At 26.5% G+C, this 16,530-nt stretch carries 15 protein-coding genes; 10 read left to right on the top strand and 5 right to left on the bottom strand.

The features are described from left to right. Positions 1–2: 2 nt before the first annotated feature. From DYA59_RS04030 to DYA59_RS04010, 5 genes are all read left to right on the top strand, one after another. Entirely contained in the window at positions 3–500 is a 498-nt protein-coding gene (locus tag DYA59_RS04030) for a GNAT family N-acetyltransferase (RefSeq protein WP_115269631.1), read from the top strand. Between the two features lie 10 nt (positions 501–510). Further along, positions 511–1,320, top strand: coding sequence for an acetylglutamate kinase (gene argB / locus DYA59_RS04025; protein WP_115269629.1), 810 nt, complete (start codon positions 511–513; stop codon positions 1,318–1,320). 18 nt (positions 1,321–1,338) lie between these two features. Continuing rightward, entirely contained in the window at positions 1,339–2,511 is a 1,173-nt protein-coding gene (locus DYA59_RS04020; RefSeq protein ID WP_115269627.1) for an aspartate aminotransferase family protein, read from the top strand. An 18-nt stretch (positions 2,512–2,529) separates the two neighbouring features. Next, positions 2,530–3,516, top strand: coding sequence for an ornithine carbamoyltransferase (argF, locus tag DYA59_RS04015; RefSeq protein WP_115269625.1), 987 nt, complete (start codon positions 2,530–2,532; stop codon positions 3,514–3,516). 81 nt (positions 3,517–3,597) lie between these two features. Beyond that, the gene (locus DYA59_RS04010) at positions 3,598–3,930 is read left to right on the top strand and encodes a cupin domain-containing protein (RefSeq protein WP_115269623.1); all 333 of its coding nucleotides are present in this window, start codon (positions 3,598–3,600) and stop codon (positions 3,928–3,930) included. 40 nt (positions 3,931–3,970) lie between these two features. On the opposite strand, the gene DYA59_RS04005 is transcribed toward DYA59_RS04010, so the two are convergent. Continuing rightward, complete coding sequence (locus tag DYA59_RS04005; protein WP_172606949.1) at positions 3,971–6,976, bottom strand: autotransporter domain-containing protein; 3,006 nt, start codon at positions 6,974–6,976, stop codon at positions 3,971–3,973. 193 nt (positions 6,977–7,169) lie between these two features. Between DYA59_RS04005 and DYA59_RS04000 the strand changes: the two genes are divergently transcribed. Together DYA59_RS04000 and DYA59_RS03995 are read left to right on the top strand one after the other, a co-directional pair. Then, the gene (locus DYA59_RS04000; RefSeq protein ID WP_115269619.1) at positions 7,170–8,741 is read left to right on the top strand and encodes a hypothetical protein; all 1,572 of its coding nucleotides are present in this window, start codon (positions 7,170–7,172) and stop codon (positions 8,739–8,741) included. Continuing rightward, positions 8,742–9,416 carry a LytTR family transcriptional regulator DNA-binding domain-containing protein gene (locus tag DYA59_RS03995; RefSeq protein ID WP_115269617.1) on the top strand — a complete coding sequence of 225 codons (675 nt, stop codon included), beginning with the start codon at positions 8,742–8,744 and terminating at the stop codon, positions 9,414–9,416. Positions 9,417–9,460: 44 nt separating this feature from the next. Here the strand turns inward: DYA59_RS03995 and DYA59_RS03990 are convergent, their stop codons facing one another. Then, positions 9,461–10,009: a hypothetical protein gene (locus DYA59_RS03990; RefSeq protein ID WP_115269615.1), complete on the bottom strand. Its 549-nt coding sequence runs from the start codon at positions 10,007–10,009 to the stop codon at positions 9,461–9,463. A gap of 115 nt (positions 10,010–10,124) precedes the next feature. Here DYA59_RS03990 and DYA59_RS03985 point away from each other — a divergent pair, with 115 nt between their 5' ends. From DYA59_RS03985 to DYA59_RS03975, 3 genes are all read left to right on the top strand, one after another. Further along, positions 10,125–10,805 (top strand): pseudouridine synthase, encoded by a 681-nt coding sequence (locus DYA59_RS03985; protein ID WP_115269613.1) that lies wholly within the window; start codon positions 10,125–10,127, stop codon positions 10,803–10,805. A gap of 129 nt (positions 10,806–10,934) precedes the next feature. Then, a complete protein-coding gene (locus tag DYA59_RS03980) occupies positions 10,935–11,921 on the top strand; it encodes a tyrosine-type recombinase/integrase (protein ID WP_115269611.1) in 987 nt (328 codons plus the stop codon). 473 nt (positions 11,922–12,394) lie between these two features. Further along, positions 12,395–13,603: an ATP-binding protein gene (locus tag DYA59_RS03975; RefSeq protein WP_115269609.1), complete on the top strand. Its 1,209-nt coding sequence runs from the start codon at positions 12,395–12,397 to the stop codon at positions 13,601–13,603. A gap of 20 nt (positions 13,604–13,623) precedes the next feature. On the opposite strand, the gene nagA is transcribed toward DYA59_RS03975, so the two are convergent. The 3 genes from nagA to DYA59_RS03960 form a co-directional block, all read right to left on the bottom strand. Further along, a complete protein-coding gene (nagA, locus tag DYA59_RS03970; protein ID WP_115269607.1) occupies positions 13,624–14,763 on the bottom strand; it encodes an N-acetylglucosamine-6-phosphate deacetylase in 1,140 nt (379 codons plus the stop codon). Between the two features lie 66 nt (positions 14,764–14,829). Next, positions 14,830–15,657: a glucosamine-6-phosphate deaminase gene (gene nagB / locus DYA59_RS03965; protein WP_115269605.1), complete on the bottom strand. Its 828-nt coding sequence runs from the start codon at positions 15,655–15,657 to the stop codon at positions 14,830–14,832. 15 nt (positions 15,658–15,672) lie between these two features. After that, positions 15,673–16,527 carry a MurR/RpiR family transcriptional regulator gene (locus DYA59_RS03960; RefSeq protein WP_115269603.1) on the bottom strand — a complete coding sequence of 285 codons (855 nt, stop codon included), beginning with the start codon at positions 16,525–16,527 and terminating at the stop codon, positions 15,673–15,675. Between the last annotated feature and the right edge of the window lie 3 nt (positions 16,528–16,530).

Here is a 16,530-nt window from a genome sequence, read left to right as displayed (position 1 = left end):
AAATGATAAGAAAAGTAAAACTTACAGATGCTGAAAACATTGTAAATATATATAATTACTATATAAAAGAAACAACAGTGACATTTGAAATAGAAGAACTTACTATAAAAGACATGGAAATGAGAATAGAAAAAACCCTTGACTCAGGTTATCCTTTTATTGTCTATGAAGAAGATGGAAAAATAAAGGGATATGCTTATGTAAAAAAATGGAGAGAAAGAGCTTCTTATAAAAATACCTTAGAAACAAGTGTTTATGTAGATAATAATATGAAAAATAATGGAATAGGAAGAATTTTATATAAAGCTTTGATCAAAGAGTGTAAAGATATAGGTGTGCATGTATTAATTGGAGTTTTGTCAGATACAAACTTTATCAGTAAAAAATTTCATGAGAATATTGGCTTTAAGAAAACTGGACACTTTAGAGAAGTTGCTAATAAGTTTAATAAATTTATTGACGTAGAATTTTGGTCTTTAATATTAAAAGAAGCTAGATAGGAGGCAAAAAGTGAGAGAAAATTTAATAGTTGTTAAATATGGTGGAAATGCTATGACAAATATAGAGAAAAAAAAGGAATTCCTTAAAGATATTGCTAAATTAACCAAAAGTGGAAAAAAGTTAATAATAGTACATGGTGGAGGACCTGAAATAAATAATATGCTAAAAAAAATAGGAAAAGAAAGCTATTTTATACAAGGAAATAGAGTAAGTGATAAAGAAATTGTAGAAATAGCAGAAATGGTATTAGCTGGAAAAGTCAATAAAGGAATTGTAGGAGAATTAAATAATCTAGGTATAAAAGCTGTTGGCTTAAGTGGAAAAGATGCTGGACTCATAAAAGCTCAAAAAAAATACTTAAACATAGATGGAAACAATATAGATGTAGGTTTTGTAGGAAAAATTACTAAAATAAATGGAAATATTTTAAAATTATTATTAGGAAATGGATACTTACCAGTTATATCTACTATTGGCTTAGATGATAATGGAAATACATATAATATAAATGCTGATTATGTAGCTGGAGAAATAGCTGGAAAATTAAAAGCAGAAAAGCTTTTATTTTTTACAGATGTAGATGGAATTTATACAAATTTTGAAGATAAAAATACATTGATTAACGAAATTGAAAAAAATGAGATTCTAAAACTTATAGATTCTGGAAATATAAATGGTGGAATGCTACCAAAAGTAAATGCTTGTTTAGAAACCTTAGATAAAGGAGTATCTGAAGTAGTTATTTTAAATGGAGAAATTGAAAGTATCATAGATAAATATTTTTCAAATGAAAAAGTTGGTACAACAATAAAAGGATAAAATTAAGGAGGAAATAAATTGTTATTAAATGTATATAGTAGATTAAATGTAAATTTTGTAAGTGGAAATGGAGTATATCTATATGATGAGAAAGGAGAAGAGTATCTAGATTTTATATCAGGAATAGCAGTAAATTGTCTAGGACATGCACATCCTACTATATCAAAAGCTCTTAAGGAACAAGGAGAAAAATTAATACATATATCTAACTTATATTATAGTGAGGCTCAAAATAAATTGATGAAAAAATTATTAAATGCTAGCCAATTTGATAGTGTTTTCTTTTGTAATAGTGGAACAGAAGCTAATGAACTAGCAATAAAAATAGCAAGAAAATATGGGAATATGATATCTTCAGAAAAAACAGAGATTATTTATATGAAAAATTCTTTTCATGGAAGAAGTACTGGATCTCTTGCTATAACTGGCCAAAAAAAATATCAAGACCCTTTTAGACCTCTCATACCAAATACAGTAGAAGTTATATTTAATGATATTGATGATTTAAAGAAAAAGATGAGCGAAAAAACTTGTGCTATCATATTAGAACCTATTCAAGGAGAAGGAGGTTTAAAAGAAGTAACTCCAGAGTTTATAAAATTAGCTGAAGAATTATGTAAAAAATATAATTCATTACTAATATTTGATGAAATACAATGTGGTATGGGAAGAACAGGTACTCTATTTGCACATGAACAATTAGGAATAATACCAGATGTTGTAACTATTGCAAAAGCTTTAGGAGGAGGAGTTCCAATAGGTGCTTGCCTAACTAGAGGAAAAACAAGTGAAGTATTAGTTCCAGGAGACCATGGGTCAACTTATGGAGGAAATCCTTTAGTATGTGGAGTGGCTTATGCCGTTTTAACTGAACTAATAGATAATAAAATTATAGATGGGGTAGAGCCAAGGGCTAATTATATAAAAGTAAAATTATCAATGCTTAAAGAAAAATACCCTATTATTGAGGAAATAAGAGGAAAGGGACTTCTAATTGGTATAAAATTTAATAAAAAATTGCCAAATAAGGAGGTTATTAATGAAGCGTTTAATAATAAGTTTCTTTTGGTAGCAGCTGGAGAAAATGTAGTTAGATTTTTTCCGCCTTTAAATGTAACATTTGAAGAGCTAGATAAAGGAATAAAAAAACTTGAAACGGTACTGGAGATTTTATGTAATTCCAATAATTGAAACAAAGGAGAGATAAGTATGCTAAAGAATAAGTCTTTTTTAAAAATAATGGATTTTAGTAAGGAAGAATTGGAATATCTTTTAGAACTTTCTAAGAGTTTAAAGGAAGCAAAGAAAAATAAATGTGAAGAAAAAAAATTAGTTGGAAAAAATATAGCTCTTATTTTTGAGAAAACATCTACAAGAACAAGATGTGCTTATGAAGTTGCTGCCTTTGATCAAGGAGCTAATGTATCATATATAGGACCAACTGTATCTCATATTGGCGATAAAGAATCTGTTGAAGATACAGCAAGAGTTTTAGGTAGTTTTTATGATGCTATACAATATAGAGGTTATGGACAAGATATAGTAGAGACTCTTTCAAAATACTCTGGAGTTCCAGTTTGGAATGGTTTAACTGATGAATATCATCCAACACAAGTTTTAGCTGACTTACTTACAATTCAGGAACATAAAGGAAGATTAAAAGGGATAAAATTAGCATATGTAGGTGATGGAAGAAATAATGTTTCAAATTCTTTAATGATAGGAGCAGCGAAGTTTGGAATGGATTTTAGAATAGCCACTCCAAAAGAACTTTTTCCAAATGAAAATTTAATAGAATTAGCTAAAAAATTAGCAGATCAATCTGGTGGAAAAATTACTATTACTGAAGATCCAATAGAGGGAGTAAAGGATTGTGATGCTATTTATACAGATGTATGGGTATCTATGGGGGAACCAGAAAATATTTGGGAGGAAAGAATAAATAAATTAAAACCATATCAAGTTAATAAAAAATTAGTTAAAAATGCTAATAAAGATTTTATATTTATGCATTGTTTACCAGCTTTTCATGATTTAAAAACAAAGATTGGGGAAAAAATGTTTTCTAAATTTGGTTTAGAAGAGATGGAAGTTACTAATGAAATATTTGAAGGGAAAAATTCAGTTGTTTTCGATGAAGCAGAAAATAGATTACATACAATAAAAGCTGTTATGGTAGCAACTATGTCAGACTAGCTTGTAACATATGTTACTGAAAAAATTTTCTATATGTGATAGTATGAAAATAAAAAGACTTATTTTAGGAGGAAAATAATTATGGAAAAAATTATTAAAAATATAGAAATCTCTAAATCAAGTAGTTTAAAGTCACAAATAGAATATAAAAAAGACTCTATAGAACAACTTATTTTAGCGAAAAATCAAGGAGTTACTATGATTTTATTTTCATTTGATAGAGGGAAAGAGATTCCTAGCCATATAGCTCCAGGAGATGCTTTCGTAAATTGTTTAGAAGGAAAAGGAAAAATTATCTTAAATGGGGTAGAACATATTTTGAATGAAGGGGATTATATTGTGATGCCAGCTAAGGAGCCTCATTCAGTATATGCTCTAGAAAAATTTAAAATGTTACTTACCATTGTAATTTAAAAATAGGGTTGTCGGCCCTATTTTTGAATTACAATGTTTTTTAGAAACGATATTGTAATTGTGTCATGAATATAGTATCAGCCTTTTTATAATCATCCAGTCTTAAGTCAATGTTAAATGATAATTCAAATTTATTGCTTAATTTTTTCCCTACTCCAACTCCTAACCAAGTTGTATTTTGTATTTGCTCTATTCCTTTAAATCTGTGTATGTTTTTACCATCAGTAAAACGTCCTTGGAAACTTAAATCTCTATTACCTATATTTAATTGATGTGTTAAATGACCTGTGAAAGTATAACTTGAAACATTAACCTCTCCCTGTAGTCCAAAATTTAAATTTTGTTTTAGATATTCTTTATTATTTGCTACAATTCCCCAACTTGCTCCATTTTCACTAAATTCTCCTCTTTTTAAATAATCCATAGAATATCCTACAAAAGGAGTTAAATATTTATAATGTTTTCCAAATTCAATATATGATGATAACATTACATCATCATGATTAATCTTTCCTGCTTCTATCTTTCCTTCTCTTGTTAAAAGACTACGTTCAACAGTAGTATCAAAGCTAGTAATTCCAATACGCCCTAAAGCATAAAAATTATTGTCTAAATACTTTTTCCCATATAAAGATAACCCAATCGAATCACTCTTATATCTTCCAGCATATTTTTCAAAATTAGCAGAACCATTTGAAAAAGATATCGCTACTCCTGCTTGAGAATTTCCTATTCTCTTGTCTATTCCGAATTGTCCTCCGTTTATTTTTGTTTTAGCAGAAGCAAAACCATCATCTTTTAATTTTCCATCAGATCCTTGGAAAGAAGCCCACCCTTGCCACTCATAGTCACTATTATAGAAATCTTTTAATGTAGATAGATGATTTGAAATTCCTCTATTTATATTTTGAGATTGAATAAAAGTTAATGCTTGTGCTGAAGCATATATTTCTCCTGAAACAATTTCAGTAGTTTTCTTTACTTCATCTACAGACATAGAAACTATTGTTTTCCCAAGCTCTTTATCATTTTCACTAAGTTTTCCAGAGATAGATTTCTCATCTAATTCTTCTAAAGTAGCTTCTATTTTTTTAGCAGTATCTATTGAGTTTTCTTTGGCATCTCCTAAATAATTTACAACATTTTCCCTAGATATTGTTGCTACTAATCTATTATCCTCTTTATCTATATCTACTTTTCTCATTCCATTTATTCCAATAGATTTTACTTCTCCTTCTATATTTTTAGCTACTAAAATTTCTTTTTCTTCTCCTTTTGGAAGTGGATATTCTTTAGAATAAATATTTACTTCTATACTATCAATATTTGCCTTTCCCAATACATTTAAATGAGAACCATCATTTATATAGAGCTTTCCTCCTTTATTTTCAAAGTTTCCAACATAAGCTTCTTTTCCTTTTAATTCTACTTTCCCCTTATTTGAAAGAGTTTTATACTCTTTAGAAAAATCTCCATAGTCATATTGATAATAACCTACTACTGAATTATTATGTAAAACTAATTTTCCATTTTCTTCTACATCTATTCCATCTCTATGTCTTTTATATATTTCTAAACTTCCATTTTCAACTTTACTTTTACCAGTATATTCATTATTTCCTGTTAAAACTAGAGTTCCTTCTCCACTCTTTTTTAATCCAATATCACCATATATATTATTTTCAAAATATGAAGTTGTACCTGATGGAATATTAGCAGTAAAATAATATTTTTTTTCTTGAGAATCCCAGTTTTTTGAATCAAGTTTTACTAAGTCATACCAAAAAGCTCCTGGTCCTTTTAAAGCTCTTTCAATATTTAGAACTCCCCAGCCATATCTATTCGATGGTGTAGAATAAAGATATCTAATATTTTCATCTAAAGAATCACCTTCACCCACCTTATTAGTAGTAGTAAAAAGTGTTATTCTTACATCATTATTTGTCATCCAATCAAATTTACTTCCTACTTTAACAGCAGCATTACTAACTCTAGGAGCAGCAAAAGAAGATCCTATTCTTCCTTTTATATTTCCTTCAGCAGAAGCGGCTATACTCCATTTACTGACTGCACCTGAATATGCTAAATGTTTAGGATAATCATTATTATTATTTGTTCCATCTATACCAACTACTGATATCCATCCTTTTTCTAATGTACTTCTTATTAATGGAGCTGCACTCTGTAATTGTCCATTTAAAATGGTTTGATTATTAGCATCATAGTTTCCATTTGCCCAAACAAAGAGAGCATTTTTCTCATTTATAGATTTCTCATAAAATTCCAAAGATTTCTCTCCAGACTTTATTATATCTCTTATATCTCCTAATGATACTTCACTAAAAGATGATATAATCTTATATTTTCTATCAGAAGAATTATTAAAAGTATACTTTTCTTCATTTGCATTAAGACTAGCTCCCCACGATTGATTGAATACTTTCAATCTTTTTTTTCTATCAGTATCATTTTTTTCCATTTCAGCCATTATTTTTTCATAATCACTTAAGCTAAATTTTATAATATTTTGTCCATCTTTTTTTTCACCTAAGCTAGACGCTATAACTTTAGGTGTAATACCTTGAAGAAAAATATCTAAAACCTCTTCTCCATGAGTTGTATAAGTAGACTTTAAGTTTTCAAGAACTTCTATTTTTCCATATTTTTCTTTTAACTTTTCTTTGTTCTGAATAAAGTTACTATCTAAAATCCCAACAACTAAATCTTGCCCACTTAAATCTTCTTGTGGGACAACTATATCATCATATACTAAATTTTCTGGTAATTTAGATATTTTTAAAATCTTATCATTTTTATTAATATTTTTAATATTTTCTATTCTTTCTCCATTATTAATATTTGAGCTAGAATTTTCATTGCTAAGATCAGCTTTAAAATTTTTACTACCTGAAAAACTAGTTTTTATAGGTTCTGTATCTCCACGAACATTTCCAGAGACTCCTCCACCTCCGCCACAACTTGTCATTAGTATGACTAAAAATATTTGAAATAGTGGATTTTTTATATATTTTTTATTAACTTTCAAAATTACCTCCAAGATCAGACTTTTTATCATCTCATTATAGCCTAAAAATTATTTTTTTTTCTAATTTTACTTAAAATCTTAATTTTTATACATAAAATTCGACTTTTTATGATTTTATTATAAAAAAACTTGATTATTTATTTAGAATCATTTACAATTTATTAAAATATTATCAAAGGAGGAAAATTTTATTGTGAACTCTCAAGTTTCAAAATATGCTTTTAAAAATTTTATTATTCTTTTAGTTGTAACTATAATTTTTTCAGTTTTTAGCTTACAACTTGCTAAGGAAAAAAAAGATTTCATCTATGTTGTTCCTAAAATAAAGAATTTCGAAGTTCTAAATACTAATATAGGGGATTATTCTCTTGAATCCCTTGACAATAATAATTCTAATCAAAAAATTGAGAAAGTGAATTTTCTTAATGGAAGTATTTTCTATAATGTTCCAAATGGAAATTACAAAGTTAAAGGATCATACCTGGAAGGAAGTGATGAAAAATTCTTAGAGAAAAAAAAGGATTGGGAGAAAGTCTATCTTGACTTAGAGGGAGTAAATTTTACAAATTTAGAAGAAAGATTTCTTAATTTTTTAACTATCTGTCTTATCGTATTTAACATATATCTCTATTTAAATACAAGAGAGAAGTTACCTAAAAAAAGTATACTGAATTTTACTTTTGTATTGTTAACGCTCAAAACTTTTTCTAGTTTAAGAATAGATCCCAGTAATAATTTACTTATTTTATTTGATTTTTTAGTAACACGTATACTTTTTTTCTCTCTTATCTACTATTTTTTTAAAAATATATATCCACCTAAATTTAAAAAATTAAAAAAATTTATTTGGATACTACTAGGAATAATTTATTTATATAATGTTATTATATCTCTAATTATTTATTCTCCACAATTTCTAGTATATTTACTAGAAGAACATTCAGCTATATTATCTTTTATTTCAACATTAAGAAAAAATATTGATTTGAGTAGAACTCTATTTTTACTTTTTGCTTTAGCGTTTTTTAATCAAATAAAGAGAATAAAAATAGAAGCTTTAGTTAATTGGTTTATAATATGGGGAACATACTTTTTACTTGAATTTTTTAAAGAACTTTTCCCTAAAGCAGAGAACTTAATTTATTTTATAGATTTGATGTCTATCTTTTGTGTATACTGGGCACTAGTTTTCTATAATTTTAAAGTTTATAATAAAAATGTAATGAGAACTATCTTATATACTATTACTATCACTCTTAGTTATATTTCGTTTTTTTATTTTAAAAGTATAACTGAAGCTTGTACTCTTATTGCTTCAATAATTATCTTGGACTTCTATGCTAATACTATAAATAAGATTATATATGCTGAAACTAAAAATATCGATATAATTTATAATCGACTTTGTTTAGTTCAAGATATTTCAACTTTTGAAAAATTATTATCTGAAGAAATTAGAAAACAGGTTAACTTAAAGGAGTGTTTAGTAAAAATTTTAATTGATAAGAAAGAATTTCTAAATTTTGTTACTAAGGAAACTAATGATACTAATATCATTCCTAACGACTTACTGAAAAGTGATTATTATGATTTTGCTTACAAAATAGGCTTTAATAAAAATAAAGAAATTGCTCTCGTTTTTATTAAAGAAGGTGAGAATTCACTCACAATAGCTGAACAAAATTTTTTACTTGAACTTTGTAATAAAATTGCTAATATTATTAATAAATTAAGATTAGAAGCTCTTTATAGGGAGTTGAAGTAAATGAAAATTGGAATTAATGTAGAAAATAACTTAAAAATTATATTAGAAGAGATCTTTAACTATGAATTCATTGATTTAAGGGAAAGTTTTATAATATCAGCAGATTTAAAAATAGTTATAATAGATTTTGAAGCAAATAATTTTTATGAATATTTATTAGAATATAGAAAAAATAATCTTAAGATAATTGTCCTGTTAGGAGAAAAAGATATAAAAGAGATGAGAAAACTTTTCCTGAGTGGACTTATAGATGATTGCTTTGCTAAAAAAGATATATTTCAACTTGAAGAAAGTATAATTAATTTAGAAACAAAAACTGAAAATGTTAAAGAATTTTGTTTAACAGATACTTTTAAAAAAGGCTTTTATAATATCTCTGAAATAAACTTTATTACATATTCAAGTGTCAGTAGACGTACAGAGTTCCATTTAAATAATTCAGAAATTTTTGATATAAAGAAAAATTTTTCTGAAATTGAAGAAAAATTAGTAAAAATTGAAGTATTTTTTAAATTAGATAGAGGAACAATTATTAATTTAGAAGCAATTAAAATTTTAGATTATAAGGAAGAGGTAATTATTTTTAAAGATAAAAGTTTTCTCTATACAAGTAAGGCAAAGTTAAAAATGCTAGAAGTAAAATATCTATCTTTAAAAAATAAGTTTTTTATATGAATAATTATGAAAAAGACTGTTACAATAGAAGTTTGTAACAGTCTTTATATATTAATTAATAATTTTCTTAATGCTTTATTCAATTCTTTATCAGATTCAATTTTTTTTACCTTTCCTAATAACCAATTTAGTTCTTGTACATTTAGTGAAAGATTTTTCATAAGATAACTTTCTAGTATTTCTATCTCTTGAGGCAAAAGTAGCTTACGATTACTTTGATTAATTTCTGCTACGCTCCCTTTTCCTTCTAAAAAAGCTATTATCTTATTCCAGTTACTATATAGATCTATTTTTCTAAGTAGCATTATAGTTCTATAGTCCAATTGTGGAATTTCAGAATATCCCTTTCTTTTAAGAAATAATTTTATCTCATCATCTTTTTGTGTACTAATTAATATTTCACCAGCTTTTTTAGCATTCATTATTTTTGGAAGCTTACTATCTTTTCTCTTATTCCTAAGATATTTAGAAAGTGGGATCAATTGTACTACTTTAAAAAATTCCATAAAAAATTCATTATTAGTATACCCTTCTGGAATAATATTATTTTCAATTAACTCTATCATTTCATCTATTTTTTTAAACTCAATCATTTTTTACTCCTTTTCTATGCTATAATAATTATAACATTTAATTAATCAAAAGTAAATTTGAAACTTCTTAAGATATATGGTAATATTAAAGTGAAAAGCAAATAATGGAGGAAAAATGAGATTAGATAAGTTTTTAACAGAGTGTGGATTAGGGAGTAGAAGAGATGTAAAAAAACTCTTAGATAGTGGAAAAATAAAAGTAAATAACATTACAATAAAAAATCCTCAGACTAATATAAAAGAAAATATAGATAAAATATCATATGGTGAAAATATATTAGAATATAAAAAATTTAGATATTATATAATGAATAAAAAAGAAGGATATATTACAGCTACCGAGGATCCTAAAGAAAAAACTGTAATGGAATTACTTCCAGAGTGGGTAATAAAAAAGGAATTAGCTCCAGTAGGGAGATTAGATAAGGATACTGAAGGGTTGTTATTATTTACTAACGATGGTAAATTAGCTCACTCTTTACTATCTCCAAAAAAGCATGTAGATAAAACTTACTATGCTAAGTTAGAAAAGACTATAGGAGAAGAGGCGATTAAAAAATTAGAAGAGGGAATAGATATAGGAGGATATATCACTCAACCAGCAAAAGCAAAGATTACTGGAGAAAAGGAGATAGAGCTTACAATTAGGGAAGGAAAATTCCATCAAGTGAAAAAAATGTTAGAAGCTGTAAACAATAAAGTAATCTACCTTAAAAGATTAACTTTTGGAAAATTAGAATTAAAAGATATGGAATCAGGAGAAGTAAGAGAGGTTAATTTAGATGATATTGTCTAAATTTTCTTATTACTTAAAAAATTAAAATTTTTTATAAATTTTAGTAATAGTTTTAGTCGAAAAGTTTTTTATTTCTTTTCAAAGCTATATGTTTTATAAAAAATATTTTAGGACTTTTTAGGAGAAGATATGGATATTATAAAAAAAGAGGAAACAAGATTAGATACACCTCGTAGAAAAAAAAGAGAGAAAGAAAATAGAAAAAGTATTTTTGAAATCTATCGTTCTCAAAAAACTATAAAGGATTATCTTTTTTATCTTAAAGATTTTTTACAATACATCTATGAAGGTGAGAATATCAGATCAGATGAATTAATCGATTTAATGAAAAATATAGAAAAGCAAGATGTAGAAGATTATCTTACGCATTTAATAGAGGATCGAAAAATGAAAAAAACATCTGTAAATAAAGTTATTTCTGCTTTAAAATCTTTATATAAAGAGATGGAAAAAAATGGATATCCTAATCCATTTAAATATATAGAACTATTTAAAATCTCTAGAAACATTGATAATATATTAAAACTTTCTGCCGAAGACATAAAAAATATTATAGGACAATATATTGTAAAAGGAGAAAAAGAATATAGAAATATAATTATACTTTATACACTTTTTTATACAGGAATGAGAAGTTCTGAATTAATAAATTTAAAGTTTAAGCATCTACTTAGTAGAGAAGGAAGTTATTTTATAAAATTAGAAGAAACTAAAAGTGGTAAAGAACAATATAAATCTATATATCCAACATTAGTAGAAAAGTTACTAGAATATAAAAAATATAAACAGCTATTTTTTTCTATTTCTGATGAAGTTATCGAAGAACAATATATCTTTAATAGTTCTATTGAAAAAAATACAAAATTATCATATAGAGCCCTTTATGATATAATCCAAAATTTTGGAAAAATTATAGGAAAAGATATTAGCCCACACAATATACGTCATGCTGTAGCAACAGAACTTTCCTTAAATGGAGCAGACATATTAGAGATAAGAGATTTCCTTGGACACTCTGATACAAGAGTCACAGAGATATATATTAATGCTAAATCTGTATTAGAGAAAAGAGTTTTAGAAAAACTTCCTGTTTTAGAAAAAAATAATAATAAATAATCTGATAATATTTATTATAAAATATATAATTAATCTTCAAGCATTTCAATTGATATATAATAAATAACTTGAGCTTTATAAAAGTTATTATAAAAAAATTAATATTATTATAAGATAATTTTTAGCAAATTTAATTATTAAAAAATTAATTAATCCAAATATAATTAACATTATATGTGGATTAATTATTATAATTTATAAAATAAAAATTATTTTAAGTAATTTTAGGGAGAAAAACTATTAAACTACTATTCAGAATTTTAATTTTCATCATATTTTGGAGACACATCTTCTATCAAAACTCTTTCTCTTTCATCATTTTTTACTAATCTAAAATTCTATTAGAAGCTCAACATTTTCTATCAGTTGTATCTGATAAAATTTAAGACTTTTATATTTTTATCAGTTATAACTGATAAATTTCTTGAAAAAACTATTTTTATCAGTTATAATTGATAGAAGAGGTGATATAAATGATTGAAAGAAAAAATTATCTCGATAGAATAAAGCCTTTTATTGATAAAGATATTATAAAAGTTTTAACTGGTATAAGAAGATGTGGAAAATCTGTTATGTTAAAACTAATTAAAGAGGAGTTAGTTAAAAATGGTAGAAGTAAAGAGCAGTTTATAACTTTGAATTTTGAAAATTTAAAAAATAAACCTTATTGTACTGCCCAAGCTCTTAATGATTACATTATAGAAAGAGCAAAACCAAATCAAAAAAACTATATATTTCTTGACGAAATACAAGAGGTAGAGGAATGGGAAAAATGTATAAACTCCCTAAGAGTAGATGAAGACTACGATTTTGATATCTATATAACAGGTTCTAATGCCAAATTACTTTCTGGAGAGTTAGCTACATATTTAGCTGGTAGGTATGTAGAGTTTATAATTTATCCATTCTCTTTTCAAGAGTTTATAGAGAGTTTAAAACTATTTCAAGAAAATATTACACCACAAGAAGCTTTTAAAAAGTATATAAAATATGGAGGAATGCCCTTTCTTAATAATCTAAATTATAGTTTAGAGGCAAGTATGCAATATCTAAAAGATTTATATTCATCTATTATTTTAAAGGATATCACTCAAAGAAATAATATAAGAGATACTGATCTACTTGAAAGAATTATATTATATATTCTAATGAATGTAGGGAATACTTTTTCAGCTACATCCATATCTAAATTTTTTAAAAGTGAAAACAGAAAAGCTTCTCCAGAAACAATTTTAAATTATATTAGAGCTTGTGAAGAAGCTATGCTCATATATAAAGTTCAAAGAGATGATTTGATAGGAAAGAAAATTTTAAATATAAATGAAAAATATTATATAGCAGACCATGGCATACGTCAAGCCATCTTTGAAAGTAATGAAAGAGATATCAATCAAATTTTTGAAAATATTATATTCTTGGAATTACTGAGAAAAGGTTATAGTGTAAAGGTTGGAAAACTCAACGACTTAGAAATTGATTTTATCGCTACCAAAAATGAAGAGAGAGTATATATTCAAGTAGCTTATCTTTTAGCTTCTCCAGAAACAATTGAAAGAGAGTTTGGAGTCTTAGAGAAAATTCAAGATAATTTTCCTAAGTATGTTATCTCTATGGATATGTTTGACATGTCAAGGAACGGAATTAAGCATTTTAATATAATAGATTTTTTATTAGATAAATAGGGAGCCTCTGCTCCCTTATTTTAATACTCTATTCCCTTAGCAATTACCTTCTTCAAATTCAAATGTTTATCTAGGAAAACTATATCAGCAAAATATTCTGGTTGAAGTTTTCCATATCTATCATCTATCTTTACAGCTTTAGCTGGATATAGAGTTGCCATTCTTATAGCTTCTTCCAATGTAATATCACAGTGTTTTACTAAGTTTTTTACTCCCATATCCATAGTTAATGCAGAACCACCAAGTGTTCCATCCTCTCCAAAACATTTTCCATCTTTGTAATATACCTTATTGCCTTCAAAATAGAAGTATTCCATATCAGTTCCAACAGGAGAAACAGCATCTGTCACTAAAAATAATCTCTCTCCCATAATTTTTATAGCTGACTTTATAGCTGAATAGTGGCAATGAAAACCATCAACTATTATACCAGCACAGATATCGCTATCAAATATAGCTCCCACTGCTCCTGGATTTCTATGGTTAAATGATGACATTCCATTATATAGATGTGTAGCTAAAGTTACTCCATACCCCTCTTTTTCTTTTAATTCTTCATAAGTTCCATTAGTATGACCTAAAGCTACATTGATTCCAGCTTTATGAAGTTTTGAAATTACTTTTTTATCAGTTTTTTCTGGAGCTAAAGTGATTATTCTTACATTTTCCTTTCCAGCTTCTATTATTCTATCTATAATCTTATCTTCAGTTGCTCTTATAAATTTTGGATTATGTATTCCTTTCTTTTCAACATTGATATATGGTCCCTCTATATGTAAACCTACTACTCCATATTTTTCTTTATCTACATTTTCCACTAAAGATATAGCTTTTAATATATTTTCATCACTTGTAGTAATAAGAGTAGGAGTAAATGATGTACAACCAAATTTTAAATTTGTTTTATACATAATCTCTAATGTTTTTTCACTAATATCATCATTAAACAGTACTCCACCACAACCATTCAATTGTAAATCTATAAATCCAGGGGTAACATAACACCCCTTAGCATCTATAACTTCAATATTTCTGTACTCTTTCTCTAATTCACTTGCATCTAATATATCTACTATTTTTTCATTTTCAAATACTAATACTCTATCTTTATAGAATCTATTTCCTATAAATAACTCTCCATTTACTATCGCTTTTTTCATCTTACCTCCTTACAAAACAGGGAGCCACATTAATAAATGCAACTCCCCAGTTGATTTTAATATCTATTATTTATTCTCTGCATATAAATCTGCTAATAATTTTTCTGAATCTAAGTTATCTTTTTCGATATCTTTGAAATATCTATATGTACTAACTTTTAATTCTGAACAAGCAGCTTCGTCAGAAACTATTATACCACTTCTGTGAAGTTGAAGAGCTGATATTGTCCACATATGGTTTACTCCCTCTTCTACTCCATGTTGAAGAGCTCTTGATTTATTAGCTCCAGTTACCATTATTAATACTTCTTTAGCATCTAATATAGTTCCTACTCCAACTGTTAAAGCAAGTCTTGGAACTTTATTTATATCTCCTCCAAAAAATCTTGAATTAGCTATTATTGTATCCATTGTTAATTCTTTATCTCTAGTTCTTGAAGATAGAGAGGAACCTGGCTCATTAAATGCTATATGTCCATCTGGTCCTATTCCTCCTAAGAACAAATGAATTCCACCATAAGATTTTATTTTCTCCTCATATCTTTGACACTCAGCTTTATAATTTTTTGCCATTCCATCTAATATGTTAATATTTTCTTTCGGAATGTTAATATGGTCAAAGAAATTATGGTGCATATAGTAGTGGTAGCTTTGATCATTATCTGGAGTTAGACCTACATATTCATCCATATTAAATGTAACTACATTCTCAAAAGATACAATTCTATCTTTATTTAATTGAATTAGTCTTTTATACATTTCTAATGGAGTTCCTCCAGTTGGCAGCCCTAAAACGAATGGTCTTTCTTTAGTAGGTTTAAATTCATTAATTTTTTTTGCCACATATGCTGCTGCCCAATCTCCCACATTTTTATCAGTAATGATTACTCTCATTTCTTCCTCCTTAATTTATTTTATTTTGAATCCTTGAACTAACTCAATAGCATCAAAGATATAATTTTGCATATTTTTATTTTCTAACATTAATTTTACATACAACATATCTATTACAGTAAGTTGTGAAATTCTAGGATATAAAGGTGTTGATCTAGAATTACTTTTCATCTCCACTGTATTTAATTTTATATCTGCTAAATCTCTTATTGGATTAGGTGCCATACTTGTCATAGATATAACTTTTACTCCTCTACTTTTAGCTACTTCTACCACATGATACATCTCTTTTGTTTTTCCACTATGTGATATAACAAATAATACATCTTTTTCTCCCATAGTACTTAGACAACTAAGTTGCATATGTGTATCTAACTCTATCATAGCATACTTACCTAATTCTAATAATTTATAGAAAAAATCTTTTGCTACAATTCCAGAAAATCCTATTCCAGCAAGCATTATTTTCCTAGCTTTTGATAACATAACTACAGCTTTTTCTAATTCTTCAAAATCTGCAATTTCATGTGTTTCATTAATAGCTGTAATATTTTCATTAGCTATTTTTCGACCTATGATCTCAAAGTTATCTTCTGGCTTTATTTCTTCATGCATAATATTGATGTGAGATTCTGCTTTTCTATTTCCCAAATCTTGACTTAGAGATAATTTAAAATCTGGAAATCCTCTAAATCCAAGTCTTTTAGCAAATCTTACAACACTAGCCTGACTTGTTTTAGTTACATTAGCTAACTCATAAGTATTTAACTCCTTTATTTTTTCTGGATTATTTAATACATATTCCCCAACTTTTCTTTCAGTAGAACTTATATTATCTAACATACTATTAATTTTTATCAGTACCCCCATAAA

Source organism: Fusobacterium necrogenes, assembly GCF_900450765.1.
In the GTDB taxonomy this organism is placed as follows: domain Bacteria; phylum Fusobacteriota; class Fusobacteriia; order Fusobacteriales; family Fusobacteriaceae; genus Fusobacterium_A; species Fusobacterium_A necrogenes.
This window is presented reverse-complemented; position numbering and strand designations above follow the sequence as displayed.